The 15,366-nt window shown below is 66.4% G+C and carries 15 protein-coding genes; 10 read left to right on the forward strand and 5 right to left on the reverse strand.

The features are described 5' to 3' along the window. Window positions 1–53 precede the first annotated feature (53 nt). From QFZ54_RS00560 to QFZ54_RS00580, 5 genes are all read left to right on the forward strand, one after another. Window positions 54–1,076 carry a glycosyltransferase family 4 protein gene (locus QFZ54_RS00560; RefSeq protein ID WP_307083407.1) on the forward strand — a complete coding sequence of 341 codons (1,023 nt, stop codon included), beginning with the start codon at window positions 54–56 and terminating at the stop codon, window positions 1,074–1,076. Window positions 1,077–1,190: 114 nt separating this feature from the next. Continuing rightward, on the forward strand, window positions 1,191–1,868 hold the full coding sequence (locus tag QFZ54_RS00565; RefSeq protein ID WP_056484483.1) for a DUF1013 domain-containing protein: 678 nt from the start codon (window positions 1,191–1,193) through the stop codon (window positions 1,866–1,868). Window positions 1,869–2,139: 271 nt separating this feature from the next. After that, window positions 2,140–3,204 (forward strand): MBL fold metallo-hydrolase, encoded by a 1,065-nt coding sequence (locus QFZ54_RS00570; protein WP_307083410.1) that lies wholly within the window; start codon window positions 2,140–2,142, stop codon window positions 3,202–3,204. Between the two features lie 34 nt (window positions 3,205–3,238). After that, window positions 3,239–4,108: a dienelactone hydrolase family protein gene (locus QFZ54_RS00575; protein WP_307083412.1), complete on the forward strand. Its 870-nt coding sequence runs from the start codon at window positions 3,239–3,241 to the stop codon at window positions 4,106–4,108. A gap of 183 nt (window positions 4,109–4,291) precedes the next feature. After that, entirely contained in the window at window positions 4,292–4,906 is a 615-nt protein-coding gene (locus tag QFZ54_RS00580; protein WP_307083414.1) for a glutathione S-transferase family protein, read from the forward strand. A gap of 337 nt (window positions 4,907–5,243) precedes the next feature. On the opposite strand, the gene QFZ54_RS00585 is transcribed toward QFZ54_RS00580, so the two are convergent. The 3 genes from QFZ54_RS00585 to QFZ54_RS00595 form a co-directional block, all read right to left on the reverse strand. After that, window positions 5,244–5,762, reverse strand: coding sequence for a thioredoxin family protein (locus tag QFZ54_RS00585; RefSeq protein WP_307089197.1), 519 nt, complete (start codon window positions 5,760–5,762; stop codon window positions 5,244–5,246). A gap of 5 nt (window positions 5,763–5,767) precedes the next feature. Further along, window positions 5,768–7,432, reverse strand: coding sequence for a DEAD/DEAH box helicase (locus QFZ54_RS00590; RefSeq protein ID WP_307083416.1), 1,665 nt, complete (start codon window positions 7,430–7,432; stop codon window positions 5,768–5,770). Between the two features lie 299 nt (window positions 7,433–7,731). Then, a complete protein-coding gene (locus QFZ54_RS00595; RefSeq protein WP_307083418.1) occupies window positions 7,732–8,244 on the reverse strand; it encodes a hypothetical protein in 513 nt (170 codons plus the stop codon). Between the two features lie 142 nt (window positions 8,245–8,386). Here QFZ54_RS00595 and QFZ54_RS00600 point away from each other — a divergent pair, with 142 nt between their 5' ends. The 5 genes from QFZ54_RS00600 to zwf all read left to right on the forward strand — a co-directional run bounded on the left by QFZ54_RS00600 (window position 8,387) and on the right by zwf (window position 14,632). Beyond that, entirely contained in the window at window positions 8,387–9,814 is a 1,428-nt protein-coding gene (locus QFZ54_RS00600; protein WP_307083420.1) for an FAD-binding oxidoreductase, read from the forward strand. Between the two features lie 62 nt (window positions 9,815–9,876). Further along, window positions 9,877–10,662, forward strand: coding sequence for a SapC family protein (locus tag QFZ54_RS00605; RefSeq protein ID WP_307083422.1), 786 nt, complete (start codon window positions 9,877–9,879; stop codon window positions 10,660–10,662). A gap of 32 nt (window positions 10,663–10,694) precedes the next feature. Continuing rightward, on the forward strand, window positions 10,695–11,255 hold the full coding sequence (locus QFZ54_RS00610) for a cytochrome b (RefSeq protein ID WP_307083424.1): 561 nt from the start codon (window positions 10,695–10,697) through the stop codon (window positions 11,253–11,255). Between the two features lie 246 nt (window positions 11,256–11,501). After that, on the forward strand, window positions 11,502–13,049 hold the full coding sequence (locus QFZ54_RS00615; RefSeq protein WP_307083426.1) for a cation:proton antiporter: 1,548 nt from the start codon (window positions 11,502–11,504) through the stop codon (window positions 13,047–13,049). Between the two features lie 83 nt (window positions 13,050–13,132). After that, window positions 13,133–14,632 carry a glucose-6-phosphate dehydrogenase gene (gene zwf, locus QFZ54_RS00620; protein ID WP_307083428.1) on the forward strand — a complete coding sequence of 500 codons (1,500 nt, stop codon included), beginning with the start codon at window positions 13,133–13,135 and terminating at the stop codon, window positions 14,630–14,632. Window positions 14,633–14,751: 119 nt separating this feature from the next. Here zwf and QFZ54_RS00625 read toward each other — a convergent pair whose 3' ends face one another. Then, a complete protein-coding gene (locus QFZ54_RS00625; protein WP_056047554.1) occupies window positions 14,752–15,039 on the reverse strand; it encodes a hypothetical protein in 288 nt (95 codons plus the stop codon). A 27-nt stretch (window positions 15,040–15,066) separates the two neighbouring features. After that, window positions 15,067–15,297, reverse strand: coding sequence for a hypothetical protein (locus tag QFZ54_RS00630; protein ID WP_056047557.1), 231 nt, complete (start codon window positions 15,295–15,297; stop codon window positions 15,067–15,069). Window positions 15,298–15,366: the final 69 nt, after the last annotated feature.

Below are 15,366 nucleotides of genomic sequence, written 5' to 3' on the forward strand. Positions count from 1 at the left end.
GCGGCGGGCCCCTCCCTCTCCCCTCGGGGAGAGGGTAAAACGGAGAGAAACCGATGCGTATCGCGATCGTCACGGACGCCTGGAGCCCGCAAGTCAACGGCGTCGTCCGCACCCTCCAGTCGGTCCAGCGCGAACTCAAATCGATCGGCCACGAGGTCCTGGTCGTCTCCCCCGAACGCTTCGCCTCGATGCCATGCCCGACCTATCCCGAGATCCGCCTCGCCTTCGCGCGCTCCGGTGCAGTCGGCCGCATGCTGGCGAGCTTCGGCGCCGATGCGATCCACCTCGCCACCGAAGGGCCGGTCTGCCTCGCCGCCCGCTCGTGGTGCCTCGCCCGCGCGCTCCCGTTCACCAGCGCCTATCACACGCAGTTCCCCGACTATATCGCCGCCCGCACCGGTGCGAACCCCGACTGGATCTGGCGCTACATCCGCTGGTTCCACCGCCCCGCCCAGTCGATCCTCGTCTCCACGCCCTCAGTCGCGGCAACGCTTGCAGCACAAGGTCTGCACCAGGTCCGCGAATGGGGCAGGGGCGTCGACTTCGCCCAGTTCGGCCTCGACGGCGCCCGCGACCCCGAGATGGCGGCGCTCCCCGGTCCGATCCAGCTCTATGTCGGCCGTGTTGCGGTCGAGAAGAATATCGAGGCGTTCCTCTCCTCCACGCATCCCGGTACCAAGGTCGTGGTCGGCGAAGGCCCCGCCCGCGCCGCGCTCGCCCGCCGGTTCCCGGACGCGGTCTTCCTCGGCCAGCGCTCCGGCCTAGACCTCGCCGCAGCGTACCGCACCGCCGACGTCCTCGTCTTCCCCAGCCGCACGGACACCTTCGGCCTCGTCATGATCGAAGCCTTAGCCTGCGGAACCCCCGTCGCGGCCTACCCGGTAACCGGCCCGATCGACGTCCTCGACGACCGCGTCGGCGCGATGCACGATGACCTCGACACCGCGATCGCCACCGCGCTAACCCGCGACAGCGTCACCTGCGCCGCCTACGCCGCCCGCTACAGCTGGCCGGCCAGCGCGCGCCAGTTCCTCCACGCGCTCGTCCCCCTCGAAGGAAAGCTCCTGGCCGCCTGAGCTTGCGTGCCCGAATCTTGTTTGCTTGCCTGTTAGCCCCGCGCGCACTAAGTCTCTCTCATGTCAGGCCGCTCCGAAAGGGGCGGCCCTTTCTATTTTTACGGAGTTTCCGCCGTGGCCCAGCCGCTCATGCCCCACGCGACCGCCGCCTGGATGGTCGATAATACCGCGCTCAGTTTCGAGCAGATCGCGGACTTCTGCGGCCTGCACATCCTTGAGATCCAGGCGATCGCCGACGACACCACCTCGACCAAGCTCACCGGTCGCGATCCCGTCCGCGCGCACGAAGTCACGCAGGAAGAGATCGACAAGGGCGCCGCCGATCCCGATTACCAGCTGAAGATGATCAAGGGTCCCGAGCAGGTCCGCCGCACCAAGGGCCCGCGCTACACGCCGGTCTCGAAGCGCCAGGACAAGCCCGACGGCATCTCGTGGATCATCCGCAATCACCCCGAGATCACCGATGGTGCGATCTCACTGCTGATCGGCACCACCCGCACCACGATCGCCGCAATCCGCGACCGCAGCCACTGGAACATCGCCAACATCACCCCGAAGGACCCGGTCACGCTGGGTCTCACCTCGCAGCGCGAGTTGGACGCAGCAGTGGCGAAGGCTGCCAAGGCAGCCGGCATGGAAGCCCCCACCGACACCCGCCTCGAAGGCGACCGCGAAGTGCTCCTCCAGCAGCTCCGCGCCGAGCGCACCCAGGCGGCCGCGGACGCGCAGTTCGTGGCAGACGGCGGCGTCCTCCCCGTCAAGCCACTCTTCGACGACCCCTTCAAGCGCTGACCTGAACTTATCCCCCTCCCGCAAGCGGGAGGGGGCAGGGGGTGGGCACGCGCTCCCCTCCCACGATACGCCGAGTGAGCGCGGTAAGGCCCACGCGCCGCGCAGACGAAGAAGCGCAAACCCCTCGTCCGTCATCCTGACGAAAGTCAGGATCCAGAGCCAAAAATGCCGCCCTACGTTATCCTGGATCCTGACTTTCGTCAGGATGACGGGGACCACGCAACGCCCGCCGGCACTATCTCCCGCCACATCCAGTTGCTAACCGCAACGGATGGCAACCGCACCCGACACAGACTTCACGCCGACCAGCCACAAGGGCCTGACCTACCCTTTCGGCGGCGCAGAGCCCCAACCTGGTGACGTCTACGAGGTCGCCCCCGGGATAGACTGGGTCCGCCTGAAAATCCCCGGCCCCCTCCGCCACGTAAACTGCTGGCTACTCGCCGACACCGACGGCGACGCGCTGGTCGACACCGGCATGAACACCGTGGAGGCCCGCGACGCCTGGAAAGCCATCTTCACCGGTCCCAAAGCCAACACCCGCATCACCAAGATGATCGGCACTCACTTCCACCCCGACCATATCGGCCTCGCCGGCTGGATGTGCGACCACCATGCCGCCCCCCTGATCATGACCCGAGCCGAGTGGCTGACCGCACGCATGCTCGCCGCCGACGCCCGCGACTCCGTCCCGCACGAAATGCTCGCCTTCTGGCGCGGCGCAGGCTGGAGCCTGGAACAGATCGACCACGCCACCGCCAAGGGCTGGGCGGGGTTCCGCAAGATCATCACGCCGCTCCCGCTCAGCTACACCCGCATCGAAGACGGCGACACCCTCACCATCGGCGCGCGCGACTGGCGTGTCGTCACCGGCTCCGGCCACTGCCCCGAACACGCGTGCCTGTACGACGAAGCCGGCGGCATCCTCATCGCCGGCGATCAGGTCTTGCCCCGCATCAGCCCCAACGTCTCGCTAGGCGTCACCGAACCGAACGCCGACCCGCTGGGCGAATGGTTCGCCTCGATCGCCAAGCTCAAGACGCTGCCCGCCGACCTGCTCGTCCTCCCCGGCCACGGCGACCCGTTCACCGGCCTCCACACGCGAGTAGACGCGATGGACCGCGAACACCGCGAGCGACTCGACGAACTCGCCATCTTCCTCGCCGAACCCCGTCGCGCGATCGACTGTTTCGGTCGCCTGTTCCGCCGCGCGATCGGCCCCGACGTGCTCGGCATGGCAACCGGCGAAGCGCTCGCCCACCTCCGCCGCCTCGAAGTCGAAGGCCGAGCGACCCGCGAAACGCACGATGGCGTATGGTGGTGGCGCGGAGCCTGAGTTAGCATGCGGCCAAATTCAAGAGGATAGGCCCATGTGCGACGAGCATACCGCAGACGATAACGAAGCGTATCTGGCCGGCGTTTCGCGCCGCCAGTTCGGCGTGATGACCGGCGCGATGGGCCTGACGATGCTGCTGCCCGCCCCCGCGAACGCCGCCGTCATCAAGGGCCGCGACGTCGCGATCACCACGCCCGACGGCAAGGCCGACGCCTATTTCGTCGCGCCCGCCACCGGCAAGCATCCCGGCGTGCTGATCTGGCCCGACATCATGGGCCTCCGTCCCGCCTTCCGCCAGATGGCCGACCGCCTCGCGCAATCGGGCTATGCGGTGCTCGTCGTCAACCAGTTCTACCGCTCGACCAAGGCGCCGTTCCTGAAGCCCGGCGAATCCTACGACCAGCCCGCCGTCCGCGCCCGCATCGCACCCTTCCGCGAAGCGCTCACGTCCGAAGGCACGGTGCGTGATGCGAAGGCCTTCACCACCTTCATCGACGCGCAGCCGCAGACCGACCGCAAGCGTGGGCTGGCCAGCACCGGCTATTGCATGGGCGGCCCGATGGTCCTGCGCACCGCCGCAGCCGTCCCCAACCGGATCCGCGCCGGCGCGACCTTCCACGGCGGCGGCTTCGTTACCGACAAGCCCGACAGCCCGCATCTCCTGATCCCGCAGATGAAGGGCCGATACCTGATCGCGATCGCCGCCAACGACGATGCTCGCTCGCCCACCGAAAAGGACACGCTCCGCACCGCCTTCGCCGCGGCCAAACTGCCCGCCGAGATCGAGGTCTATGCCGGCACGATGCATGGCTGGTGCCCGCCCGACTCGAAGGTCTACAACGCAGCCCAGGCGGACAAGGCCTGGGCCCGCATGCTTGCGCTGTTCGACAAGGCGCTCGTGTAACGGGGGAAGGGTGAGGGGCCCGTAACCGAGCCCAGCCCTCCACGTCCTTGTTCTCCCGCGAAGGCGGGAGCCCAGGCTGGGCTCCCGCCTTCGCGGGAGAACAAGCTTACTTCGCCAGCAGCCGCTTGACCGCGACCCTACTCCATGAGACCATCGTTCACGATCCGTTCTCAGGGGGCCCGCATGACGCTGACGCTATACACCAACCCGATGTCGCGAGGCCGTATCGCGCGGTGGATGCTCGAAGAGGTCGACGCCGAGTATGACACCATCCTCCTCGACTACGCCTCGACGATGAAGGCCGAGCCGTTCCTGTCGATCAACCCGATGGGCAAGGTCCCGACGATCGTCCAGAACGGCCAGACCGTCACCGAATGCGCCGCGATCTGCGCCTATCTGGCCGAGGCGTTCCCCGACGCCGATCTCGCACCGAACTCCGACGAACGCGCCGCCTATTACCGCTGGCTGTTCTACGCCGCCGGCCCGCTCGAGGCCGCAATCACCAACCGCTCGCTCGGCGTCGTGCCCACCGACAGCCAGCAGCGCATGATCGGCTATGGCAGCTACGACACCGCCGTCGACGTGCTGGAGAAAGCGGTCGCCGCGCATGACCACATCGCCGGAAATCGCTTCACCGCCGCCGACGTCTATGTTGGATCGCAGGTCATCTGGGGCCTGCAATTCGGCTCGCTCCCCGACCGCCCGGCGTTCGCCGACTATGCCGATAGGTTGAAGGCACGCCCAGCCTATGCGCGCGCCGGCGCACTGGACGATGCGCTGATCCCGGTCGCTGCGTAAGAGCGAGCGACCCGCCAACCAAACCCGTCATCCTGACGAAAGTCAGGACCCAGGATACCAGAAGTTAGCCTCAATGGCTCTGGGTCCTGACTTTCGTAAGGATGACGGCGTAGGTTGGAACGAACCGAGCGGCATGGATCGGTTTCCTAGAGAGCCGGTTCATGCCGCACGACAGATGCCTCGGACCCATTCCCTCTCCCATCGGGGAGAGGGAGAGACGCCGAAGGCGGCGATAGGTGAGGGCAAGCCAAACAGGGCGACGTAATGGAGCAGGCGAACCCCATCACTCGCCTCAGTCAGCAACAAAAAAGCGCTAACCGTGTCTCAAAATCCCGGATCAGGCCGCCCACTTCGCCAACCAGTTCGCCAACACCTGAGGCCCCATCGACCGAGCATCCGCCAGCTCGGTCTCATGCCCAGCGTTTAGCAACCGATTGCTCCGTGGATCGACAACCAGCACCGCCGGCACGCCCTTGAGCCGCCCCTTGATACCGTAACCCGCCGCGATCTGCCCGTTCTTGTCGAACCGGCCGATGTCGACCGTCACCACTACGAACTTGCTGTCGACGAAGCGCTTCATCTCCGGCAAGTCGATCGTCCCCGCGAGCAGGCGGCAATCGAGGCACCAGTTGCCGCCGAGATCGATCAGCAACCGCTTGTGCGTCTTCAGCGCACGTGCCCGCGCGGCGGCAACCTGCGCGTTGGCGTTGGCCAACTCATTATACGGCAGCGGCAAAGGCTGGGGCAGCTTGTCGAAGCTCGTCGTATTCACATGCGGCGCCACCACCTTCGCACGGGGAGCGGCAGGGGCCGCCACCGCGGTGGCGAGCAGGGCAAGCGCGGCGATACGGCGCATCGACATCATTCATATCCTCCGATCACGGCATTCAGGAAGCTCGGGAATGGTCCGTTCCAGCCATCCGCCGGCGTATCGGCGACCGGTTGGCGGCGACCCCCGGTTGGATCCGCAGGAATGCGCTCCGTCCGTGGCGGCTCGACCTTTGCCGCTTCCGAACGAACAGCTTGCGAGCGAACCGGTTCCAACCCCGCAGGCACCGCACGAACCGGTTCCACATGCGCGGGTTCAACTTGCACCGGCTCGACCCGCGCCTGCTCCGCAACGCGCGGTTTCACCGCGGGCACGGGCTCGTCGATCGGCGTACGCTCCCAGCGCGGACGCTTGGCCGCCGCAACGGGCTCCGCCGCAGCCAGCACTTCGGCGACGATCGCCGGGGCCACCGTATCCGCCCGCGGCACCCGCCGCGTACGTGGCCGATCCGACTCCTCGGCAACCGCCGCCGCAACCGGCACCGGCGTAAACGTCTCGGACCGCGCCCCACGACGCGGCCGGGCGCGCCGCGCCGTGCCTTCGTCTTCGGTCACGGCAGGAACCGCGGCAGCCTTGGGCTCGGCGCCCTTCAAGCGCTCGATCGTCTGCCCGGTAAGCTTCTCGATATTAACGATATTCTCGGCATCGTCCGGCGCGACGAACGTGTACGCCGTCCCCGTCGCCCCGGCGCGACCCGTACGCCCGATCCGGTGAACATAGTCGTCCGGATGCCACGGCGCGTCGTAGTTGAACACCGTCGACACGCCCTTGATGTCGAGCCCGCGCGCCGCGACGTCGGAGGCAACGAGGATCGTCACAGCGCCCGTCTTGAACAGTTCCAGCTCGGCCAGTCGCTGCGGCTGCTCCATGTCGCCGTGGATCTCGCCCGACTTGTAGCCCGCCTGCTTCAGCACCTTGTTGAGGTCGCGCACCGTCGTCTTGCGGTTGCAGAAGATGATCGCGTTGGTCACCTCGTCCTGCGCAAGAATCCGACGCAGCGTGTCGCGCTTGGCGGTCTGGCTCGGCACCGGCACCAGATACTGCTTGATGTTGAGGTTGGTCGACGCCGGGCGCGACACCTCGATCGTCTTGGGATTGGTCAGGAACTTGTCCGCCAGCTTCTTGATCGGCGGCGGCATCGTCGCCGAGAACAGCAGCGTCTGGCGCTGCTTCGGCAGCTTGGTGCAGATTTCCTCGATGTCGGGGATGAAGCCCATGTCGAGCATCCGGTCCGCCTCGTCGATCACCAGCAGCGAACAGCCGTTGAGCATGATCTTGCCGCGCCCGAACAGGTCCATCAGCCGGCCCGGCGTTGCGATCAGGACGTCGACGCCCTTCTCGAGCGCCGCGAGCTGGTCGCCCATCGACACGCCACCGATCAGCAGCGCCATCGAGAGGTTCGAATTGACGCCGTATTTCTCGAAATTCTCCGCCACCTGCGCGGCGAGTTCGCGCGTCGGCTCGAGGATCAGCGAGCGCGGCATCCGCGCGCGGCTACGGCCATGCGCGAGAATGTCGATCATCGGCAGCACGAACGACGCGGTCTTGCCGGTGCCCGTCTGGGCGATACCGATGATGTCGCGCATCATCAGCACCGACGGGATCGCGCCGGCCTGGATCGGGGTCGGCTCGGTATAGCCGGAGTCGGTGACTGCCTTGAGCAGTTCGTCGGAGAGGCCGAGATCGGCAAAACTCATGCAAATGTCCGGTAAATAGAGGGTGAAATGCACTGCCCTCAAGCGTTCCGGCGCTCGCCGATTTAGCGACAAATGTCAAGGAAACGCGGTGAATCGAGTGCGGGAAGGGGGTGTTTCAGCCAATCCACCCACCATGATCGCTCACGCCACCACGATCACACGTCATTCCCGCGAACGCGGGAACCCATATTGGCTGGCGTTGCAGCATGATCGCCAAGCTCAGAGGATATGGGTCCCCGCCTGCGCGGGGATGACGATAGGTGCGGTGTGTTGTCGTGCAGCACCCTGCATTCCAACCGCTACTTCTTCACGCGCAAGCTCTTGAACCCATCGATCTCGCAGCGCGCACCCGATCGCATCCGGATCGCATCGCGGTCCTTGCAGATCATCCCGTCCGCGCCCGGCCGCAGATAGAAACCCGAATAATAATCGAGCGGCTTGCAATCGCCGTCCAGCCGCGCGCGCAGTCGCGTGGTGTCGTCCATCACCAGGTCGACCGCGCCGTCCTTGTTGAGCATCGCGCCGGCGATCTCGTCGACCGCGATGCATTTGGGGCCCTTGTGCTCCTTCCATTCGCGTGGCGGCGCGTAGGTGCGGACGGGAGCCCGGCTCATCCGGGGTACGCGGATGATGATGCGTTCGTGGATGGAGACCTGCGCGACTTGCAGACCGTCGAGCTTGAACCCCGGCGACGGCACGTTGCGCCCCCCTGCAGCGAAGGCGTCTGCAGCGAAGGGGCCTGCAGCAAAGGCGCCCGCAGCGAACGGGCCCGCGAGCGCGAGCAGGGTGGCGGGGATCGCGGGGTGAATCATGCTGGCTGGATCATGCTGACGTAACCGTTAGGGCCAATCGTTGAACGCGCGATGAATTTTGTCTAGCGCTTCGTTCGTGCCCGAAATTCAGACAGCAACCCTGACGCCTTCGCAAGTCGCCCTGACGCCTTCGCAAGCTTTAATGTTGGCCGCGCTCGCACCGCATCTCGATGCCAAGGCGATCGTGACCGACCTCGCCGATATCGATCCCTGGCTGCACGACTGGCGCGGCCGGTTCCACGGCGCCGCGCCCGCGCTGCTCGCGCCGACCTCGACCGCGGAAGTCGCGCTGATCGTCAAGGCCGCCGCCGAGCACCGCGTGCCGCTGGTGGCGCAAGGCGGCAACACCTCGATGGTCGGCGGCGCGACCGCCCCCGCGGACGGTAGCGCGCTGATCCTGTCGCTCCGCCGCATGAACACTATCCGCAGCCTCGACACCGAAGCCGGGCTCGCGATCGCCGAGGCAGGCGTGATCCTCGCCGACCTCGACGGCACCGCGCAAGGGCAGGGGTGGCGCTTCCCCCTGACGCTAGGCGCGCGCGGCACAGCGACGATCGGCGGGCTCGTCTCGACCAACGCCGGCGGCACGCAGGTGCTCAAGTTCGGCACGATGCGCGGCCTCGTCGCAGGCGTCGAGGCGGTGCTCGCAGACGGCACCATCCACGACGGCCTGTCCGCGCTCAAGAAAGACAACCGCGGCTACGACATCGATCAGCTCTTCATCGGCGCGGAGGGCACGCTGGCGATCGTCACCGCCGCCACGCTTCGCCTAGCGCCCGCAATTGCCGCACGAGGCACCGCCTGGGTCGGGGTCGTGTCTCCCCAGGCCGCGCTGCAACTCCTGCGCACGATGCAGGCCCGAACCGACGCGATCGAAAGCTTCGAGATACTCCCCGCCGAATCGCTCGATGCCGCCATCGCGCATCTCCCGAACGCCCGCGCGCCGCTTGCCGGCCGCCACCCCTGGCACCTCCTGATCGAAGCGACCTCGGCCACCACCGAAGGTGAATCCCCCAGCGCGCTCCTCGAACGCCTGCTCGGCAAAGCCCTTGAAGACGGCGCGATTGAAGACGCAACGATCGCCACCAGCGAAGCCCAGTCCACCGCGTTCTGGCTCCTCCGAGACTCGCTCTCCGCCGCCGAACGCGCACTCGGCCCCGCAACGCAGCACGACATCTCGATCCCGGTCGAGACGATGCCGCGCTTCATGATCGAGGCGGCGGCGGCGTGTGACGCGCGTTTCCCCGGGACGCACGCGAGCGGTTTTGGCCATCTCGGCGACGGCAACGTCCATTTCCACGTCCGCGCTGCGCCCGGCACCGATCCCGCCCGCTGGTATGCCGAGGACGCGCCGGTCGTCACCCGCTTCGTCGGCGATCTCGTCACGGCGGCCGGTGGTTCGATCTCGGCGGAGCACGGCATCGGCCAGATGAAGCGCGACGAACTCGAACGCCTGTCGTCTCCCGCCCGCATGACTGCGCTCCGGGCGATCAAGTCCGCGCTCGATCCGCTCGGCATCCTCAACCCCGGAAAGCTCGTCACACTTGCACGCCCGCCCGGCGCACCATAGAGCCTCGCCCCAATCGGTGGCATGAGCCACCGGCATTTCGACCGACCGATCCGGAGAGTAAAATGGCCAGCACCGCCCAGCTTCCGCTTTTCTATAATGGCCTCGAGCCGCTTTCGAGCGACACGCACGCGAACTACAAGGTCCGCCCGCAGGACAGCGCGCCGTTCCTGGTCGGCCAGCATGCGATCCCGATCACCGTCGACGAATTTCCGCTGGTCCAGCGCCACATGCCGATCGTTTTCTCGGTCGGTGACGACGCCATCCCGCTCGCGCTGATGGGCCTGAACGAGGGCGTCAACGTGTTCGTCGGCGAGGACGGCAGGTTGACCGAGAACACCTTCTACGTCCCGGCCTACGTTCGCCGTTACCCGTACATGCTCGCGCGCCTTCACCCCGACGCACAGGAGCTGTCGCTTTGCTTCGACCCCACGTCGCAGGCGCTCGGCGAATTCGAGGAGGGCGATGCGCTGTTCGAGAACGGCCAGCCGACCGAGCTGACCAAGAACATCCTCGGCTTCAACGAATCGTTCGAACAGGCCGGCGCGCGCACGCAGAACTTCATGAACGAGCTGCGCGAACTCGAGCTGCTGATGGACGGCGAAGTCACGATCCAGCCCGACGGCGCCGACCAGCCGTTCGTCTATCGCGGCTTCCAGATGATCAACGAAGAGAAGCTGATCGATCTGCGCGGCGATGCGCTCCGCAAGATGAGCAAGTCGGGCATGCTGCCTCTGCTCTACGCTCACCTGTTCTCGCTGTCGCTGATGCGCGACATCTTCGCGCGTCAGGCGCAGCTCGGCATGACCCCGCAGCAGCAGATGCCGGCCCCGGCGCAGTTCAACGTCTGATCATCGTCCGCCTGTAATGTGAGGAAGTAAGCATGGCAGCGCACGATCGTCCGGATCGCTACTCGTCGGATCGCTATTCGAGGGTAGCGATCTGGTTTCACTGGACGATCGCGCTGCTGGTCATCCTCAACCTCGCGGTCGGGTTGCTGCACGATTCGGTGCCGGCGCTGCGCAGCTGGATGGGCGCGCACAAGGCGCTAGGCCTCGCGATACTGGCGCTGACCCTGGCACGGATAGCGTGGCGGCTGGCACACCGGCCGCCGCCGCTTCCCGCGCGTACCCCGGTATGGGAGCGCGCGCTCGCGCATGGCTCGCACACAATGCTGTACGTCCTGATGCTCGCCATGCCGTTGACGGGCTGGATGATGGTATCGGGCGGCAAGCCCGGCGCTGTGAGCATCTTCGGCCTGTTCGACGTTCCGTATCTGCCGGTGTCGAAGGCGACCGGGCATCTCGGTCACAGCGCGCACGGCGTGCTCGGCTGGGTAATGCTTGCACTGGTCGTGCTGCACATCGCCGCCGCGCTGCGCCATCACCTGCTGCTTCGCGATACCGTTCTGACCCGGATTGCGCCGGTGCTTCACCGTCGGTGATACGATCGACCCCGCATGCCCGCAAAAATATTTGGTGTGCGATGCAGCAAGGGTTGAACCAAAACGGCGCTCACCCATTTAGATCCTGTACGGCATCGTGCCCCCCCCTTTCGCGGCGCCGTACGGTACGCTTCTAGCGTACCTCCTCCCTGAACCTAGGCCACTCCGTGCGACACGCACGGGGTGGTTTTTTTTGACCTGCGCGGTGGGGCGGGCCCGTCCACGTCTCCCACCCGTTGCGTGCCCGTGGAATTATTCGAAAGCCTCGACGCGATCCTGCTCGCCGCGCTGGTCCTGCTGGTCCTCGCGCGCAAGTTGAACGTACCGTATCCGACCTTGCTGGCGGCGGCCGGTCTCGGTTTTGCGATCCTGCCGTTCGCGCCCAAGATCACGGTGGAGCCGCATCTCGCGCTGGCGCTGTTCATCGCCCCGGCACTGCTGCATGCCGCGTATCACACCAGTCCGCGCGCACTCCGACGCCATTGGTTCCCGCTACTGTCCCTCGCCGTGTTCGCCGTACTCGTCACCGCTGGCACGGTTGCGTTTGTCGGCGTGACGCTGGGCGGACTACCGCTCGCCGCTGCGTTCGCGCTTGGAGCGATCGTCGCGCCCCCAGACGCCGCCGCATCGGAAGCGGTGCTCGGCGAGGTCGGCATTCCGCGTCGCGGCCTGTTGCTGCTTCAGGGTGAGAGCCTCCTCAACGACGCCACTGCACTTTTGTTGTTCGGGCTTGCGGTCGCGTTCGCGACGCATTCCGACACGCCGGTGACACCCCTTGCGTTAGCGGCTGCGGTGCCCGGCGGGATCGTGTTCGGAGCCTTGGCGTCGTGGCTCTACCTGCGCGTTGTGCCGCTGTTCGCAGGCACGCTGGGCGCAAGTCTGGCCGATTTCGCGGTGACGTTCGGGATCTGGCTGCTGGCCGAGCGGCTGCATATCTCGCCGGTGCTTGCGGTCGTCACGTTCGGGATGATCGTGTCGCAGCGTCGCCCGATAGGCCAACCCGCGCGTGACCGATTGCAGAGCGCGGCAGTCTGGTCTGCGGCGGTGCTTGTCCTCAACATCATCGCGTTTGCGTTGATGGGGCTGCAATCGCGCGACGTGCTGGTCGGCCTGCCCGCCGCACAGCGCTGGCCGGCGATCGGGTTCGCCGGCGCGGTCCTTGCAACCGTGCTGGTGACGCGCGTCGCGTGGGTGTTCTTCGTGCGGTTCGTGGAGGGCGTGATCGCCGATCGCTACGCGCCGTCCTGGTTGCCCAAGCCGCCGCCGTGGAACGCGTCGATGATCCTCTCCTGGTCGGGCATGCGCGGCCTGCTGACGCTGGCGACCGCGTTCGCGCTGCCGCGTTCGGTGCCGGGCCGCGACCTGATCGTGCTTGCCGCGTTCGGCGTCGTGATCGGTACGCTCGTGCTGCAAGGGCTCACGCTCGGCCCGCTGATCCGCCGCCTCAATCTCGGCGCGGATACCGGGCTGGCCGACGAGATCGCGCCCGCTCGCAAGCGGCTGATCGACGTAGGTCTCGCGGTCCTGCCGGCGCGAGAAGGCAAGGCGGCGGACGCCCTGCGCTTCCGTTACGGCGCGGCGGGCAAGGTCACTGCCGAGGCCGACGATCCGCAGGCTACCTCCGAATTCGACGAACTCCACCTCGAGATGATCGCCTGCCAGCGTGTCGTGCTCCACGAAATGCGCGACAAGGGTGAGGTGGCCGAGGACGTCTATCGCCGCCTTCAGGAGGAGCTCGACTGGGCGGAGGTCGACGCGCGCGCGTTCGGAGACAATATCCTCACCGCGACCTGAAGGCGTGCGGGGAACATCGGCACGCGCTACGCAGTTTGAAGGAACCACCGTAGAAAGGGTCGATCCATGTCCGAGGCGTCTTCGTGAGCAACTCCGTCAAGCCCGCCCCGCCGACGACGCTCGTGATCTTCGGCGCATTCGGTGACCTGACCCGCCGCCTGCTGATGCCCGCGCTGATCAACATGACTCGGCTCGGGCTGGTCGGCGACGATTTCCACGTGCTCGGCGTCGGCATCGACGAAGGAGACGATCAGTCGCTGCGCGAGGCACTCGGCAATTTCGACGCGAAGGGCGGCGAGGGGGCCAGCGAGAAGGGTGACGCCTGGGCAAGGCTCAAGGATCGCGTGGCCTATCTCAAAGGCGATTTCACGCACGACGAAGTCTACGAAAGGCTCAAGACGCGGGTAAGCGGCAACGTCGCATTCTACTTCGCGGTGCCGGCCAAGTTCTTCGGCGAAATTGTCGTTAAACTCACCGACCACAACCTAATGACCGAAACCCCGCACGCCTTCCGTCGGATCGCGATCGAGAAGCCGTTCGGCCACGATCTCGCCTCCGCACGCGATCTCAACGCCCGAATCCTCGACAAGGTCTCGGAGGCGCAGGTCTACCGGATCGATCATTTCCTCGGCAAGGAAACCGTTCAGAACATCATGACCGCGCGTTTCGCGAACATGATGATCGAGCGGGTCTGGAATTCTGACTGCATCTCGCACGTCCAGATCACCGCGGCAGAAACCGTCGATGTCGGCACCCGCGGCAAATTCTACGATACGACCGGCGCATTGCGCGACATGGTGCCGAACCATCTGTTCCAGCTGCTCGCGATGGTCGCGATGGAGCCACCGGCGAACTTCGATGCGGAGGCGATCCGCAACGAAAAGGGCAAGGTGCTCAAGGCGGTCCGCGTCTATTCGCCGGCGCAGGCCAAGCGCAACGGCGTCCGCGGCGCCTACACGGCGGGCAAGGTGCAGGGCCACGACGTCCCCGACTACACCGCCACCGCCGACGTCGCGCCGGACAGCCATACCGAGACCTATGTCGCGCTGAAGCTGATGGTCGACACCTGGCGCTGGGCGGGGGTGCCGTTCTACCTGCGCACCGGCAAGGCGATGACCTGTCGCGACACCGAGATCGTGATCACCTTCAAGCCCGTGCCGTTCGCCTCGTTCCCGGGTGCCGCGGCGGACATGCTTCCACCCAACCGCCTGATCATCCAGATCCAGCCGGACGAGGGGCTGAGCATGGACATCAACATCAAGCGCCCCGGTCTCGAAGTCGCGACCGCGCCGATCGCGCTCGATTTCCGCTATGCCGACGCGTTCAATATCGGCCACCTGACCGGTTACGAGTCGCTGATCTACGACCTGTTCGCCGGCGACCAGACGCTGTTCCAGCGCGCCGATGCGATCGAGGCCGGCTGGGCCGCGGTGCAGCCGTTCCTCGATCTATGGGCGACCGACCAGAGCATTCCGGAGCCGTACGAGGCCGGCACGCTCGGCCCGGCCGCGGCGGACGCGCTGCTCTCGCACGACGGCCACGAATGGCACGAACTCGCGCCGGCGGGTCAAACCGTCCCCTGACTTTCACCCCTCCCTGGAAGGGAGGGGCCGGGGGTGGGTAGGCCGCTTGGGAAGCAAGACGTCCGCCAATCGGCCGACCCACCCCCAACCCCTCCCTTTCAGGGAGGGGCGCAGGTCGATCAAACCCGCTCGGTCAGCTCAATCTCACCCTCGACCTCCATCTCGTCCTCGTCGCCCATCTCGTCCATGTCGGGCATCGTGAAGTCGGCCTTCCAGTCATAGACCTTCTCGACGCCGCCCTGCACCCAGACGCGGACCGCGCCCGAGGTGATCTCGCCGCCCATTGCGCCGACGAAATCCGCCACCAGCGAATCCGCCGCATCCTCGTGATCCGTCGCACCCGGGATCGTCGCCGCCGTCATCTCCTCGTCGAGTTCGATGATCTGCGCCCAATATTGCTTCGCCATGGTCTACTCCTGCGTAAAAGAAAGCCGTCAGCCGGCGGTGATGATGGGATGATCCTCGCGCAGCCGGTCCGCCAGCCGCTCGACTGCGTCGACCTCGCTCGCGCTGCCCGACGGCGTCACCGCCCAGTTGCAATGCGCGTGCGTCGCGAGGCTATAGACCTTCACGTCGCCGACGATCAGCCGCCACCGACGCCGATCGCCGCTATTGTACCGGACGAGGTTGGTGACGAACAGGCTCTGGAGATCCGATGCGGTCATCCGCGCCCCATAGCGACAAGTGCCCGCCTGCCGCCACCGCAAACGGGACGCCGTGGACCCCTTCCAAAA

It is taken from the genome of Sphingomonas faeni (assembly GCF_030817315.1).
GTDB lineage: Bacteria > Pseudomonadota > Alphaproteobacteria > Sphingomonadales > Sphingomonadaceae > Sphingomonas > Sphingomonas faeni_C.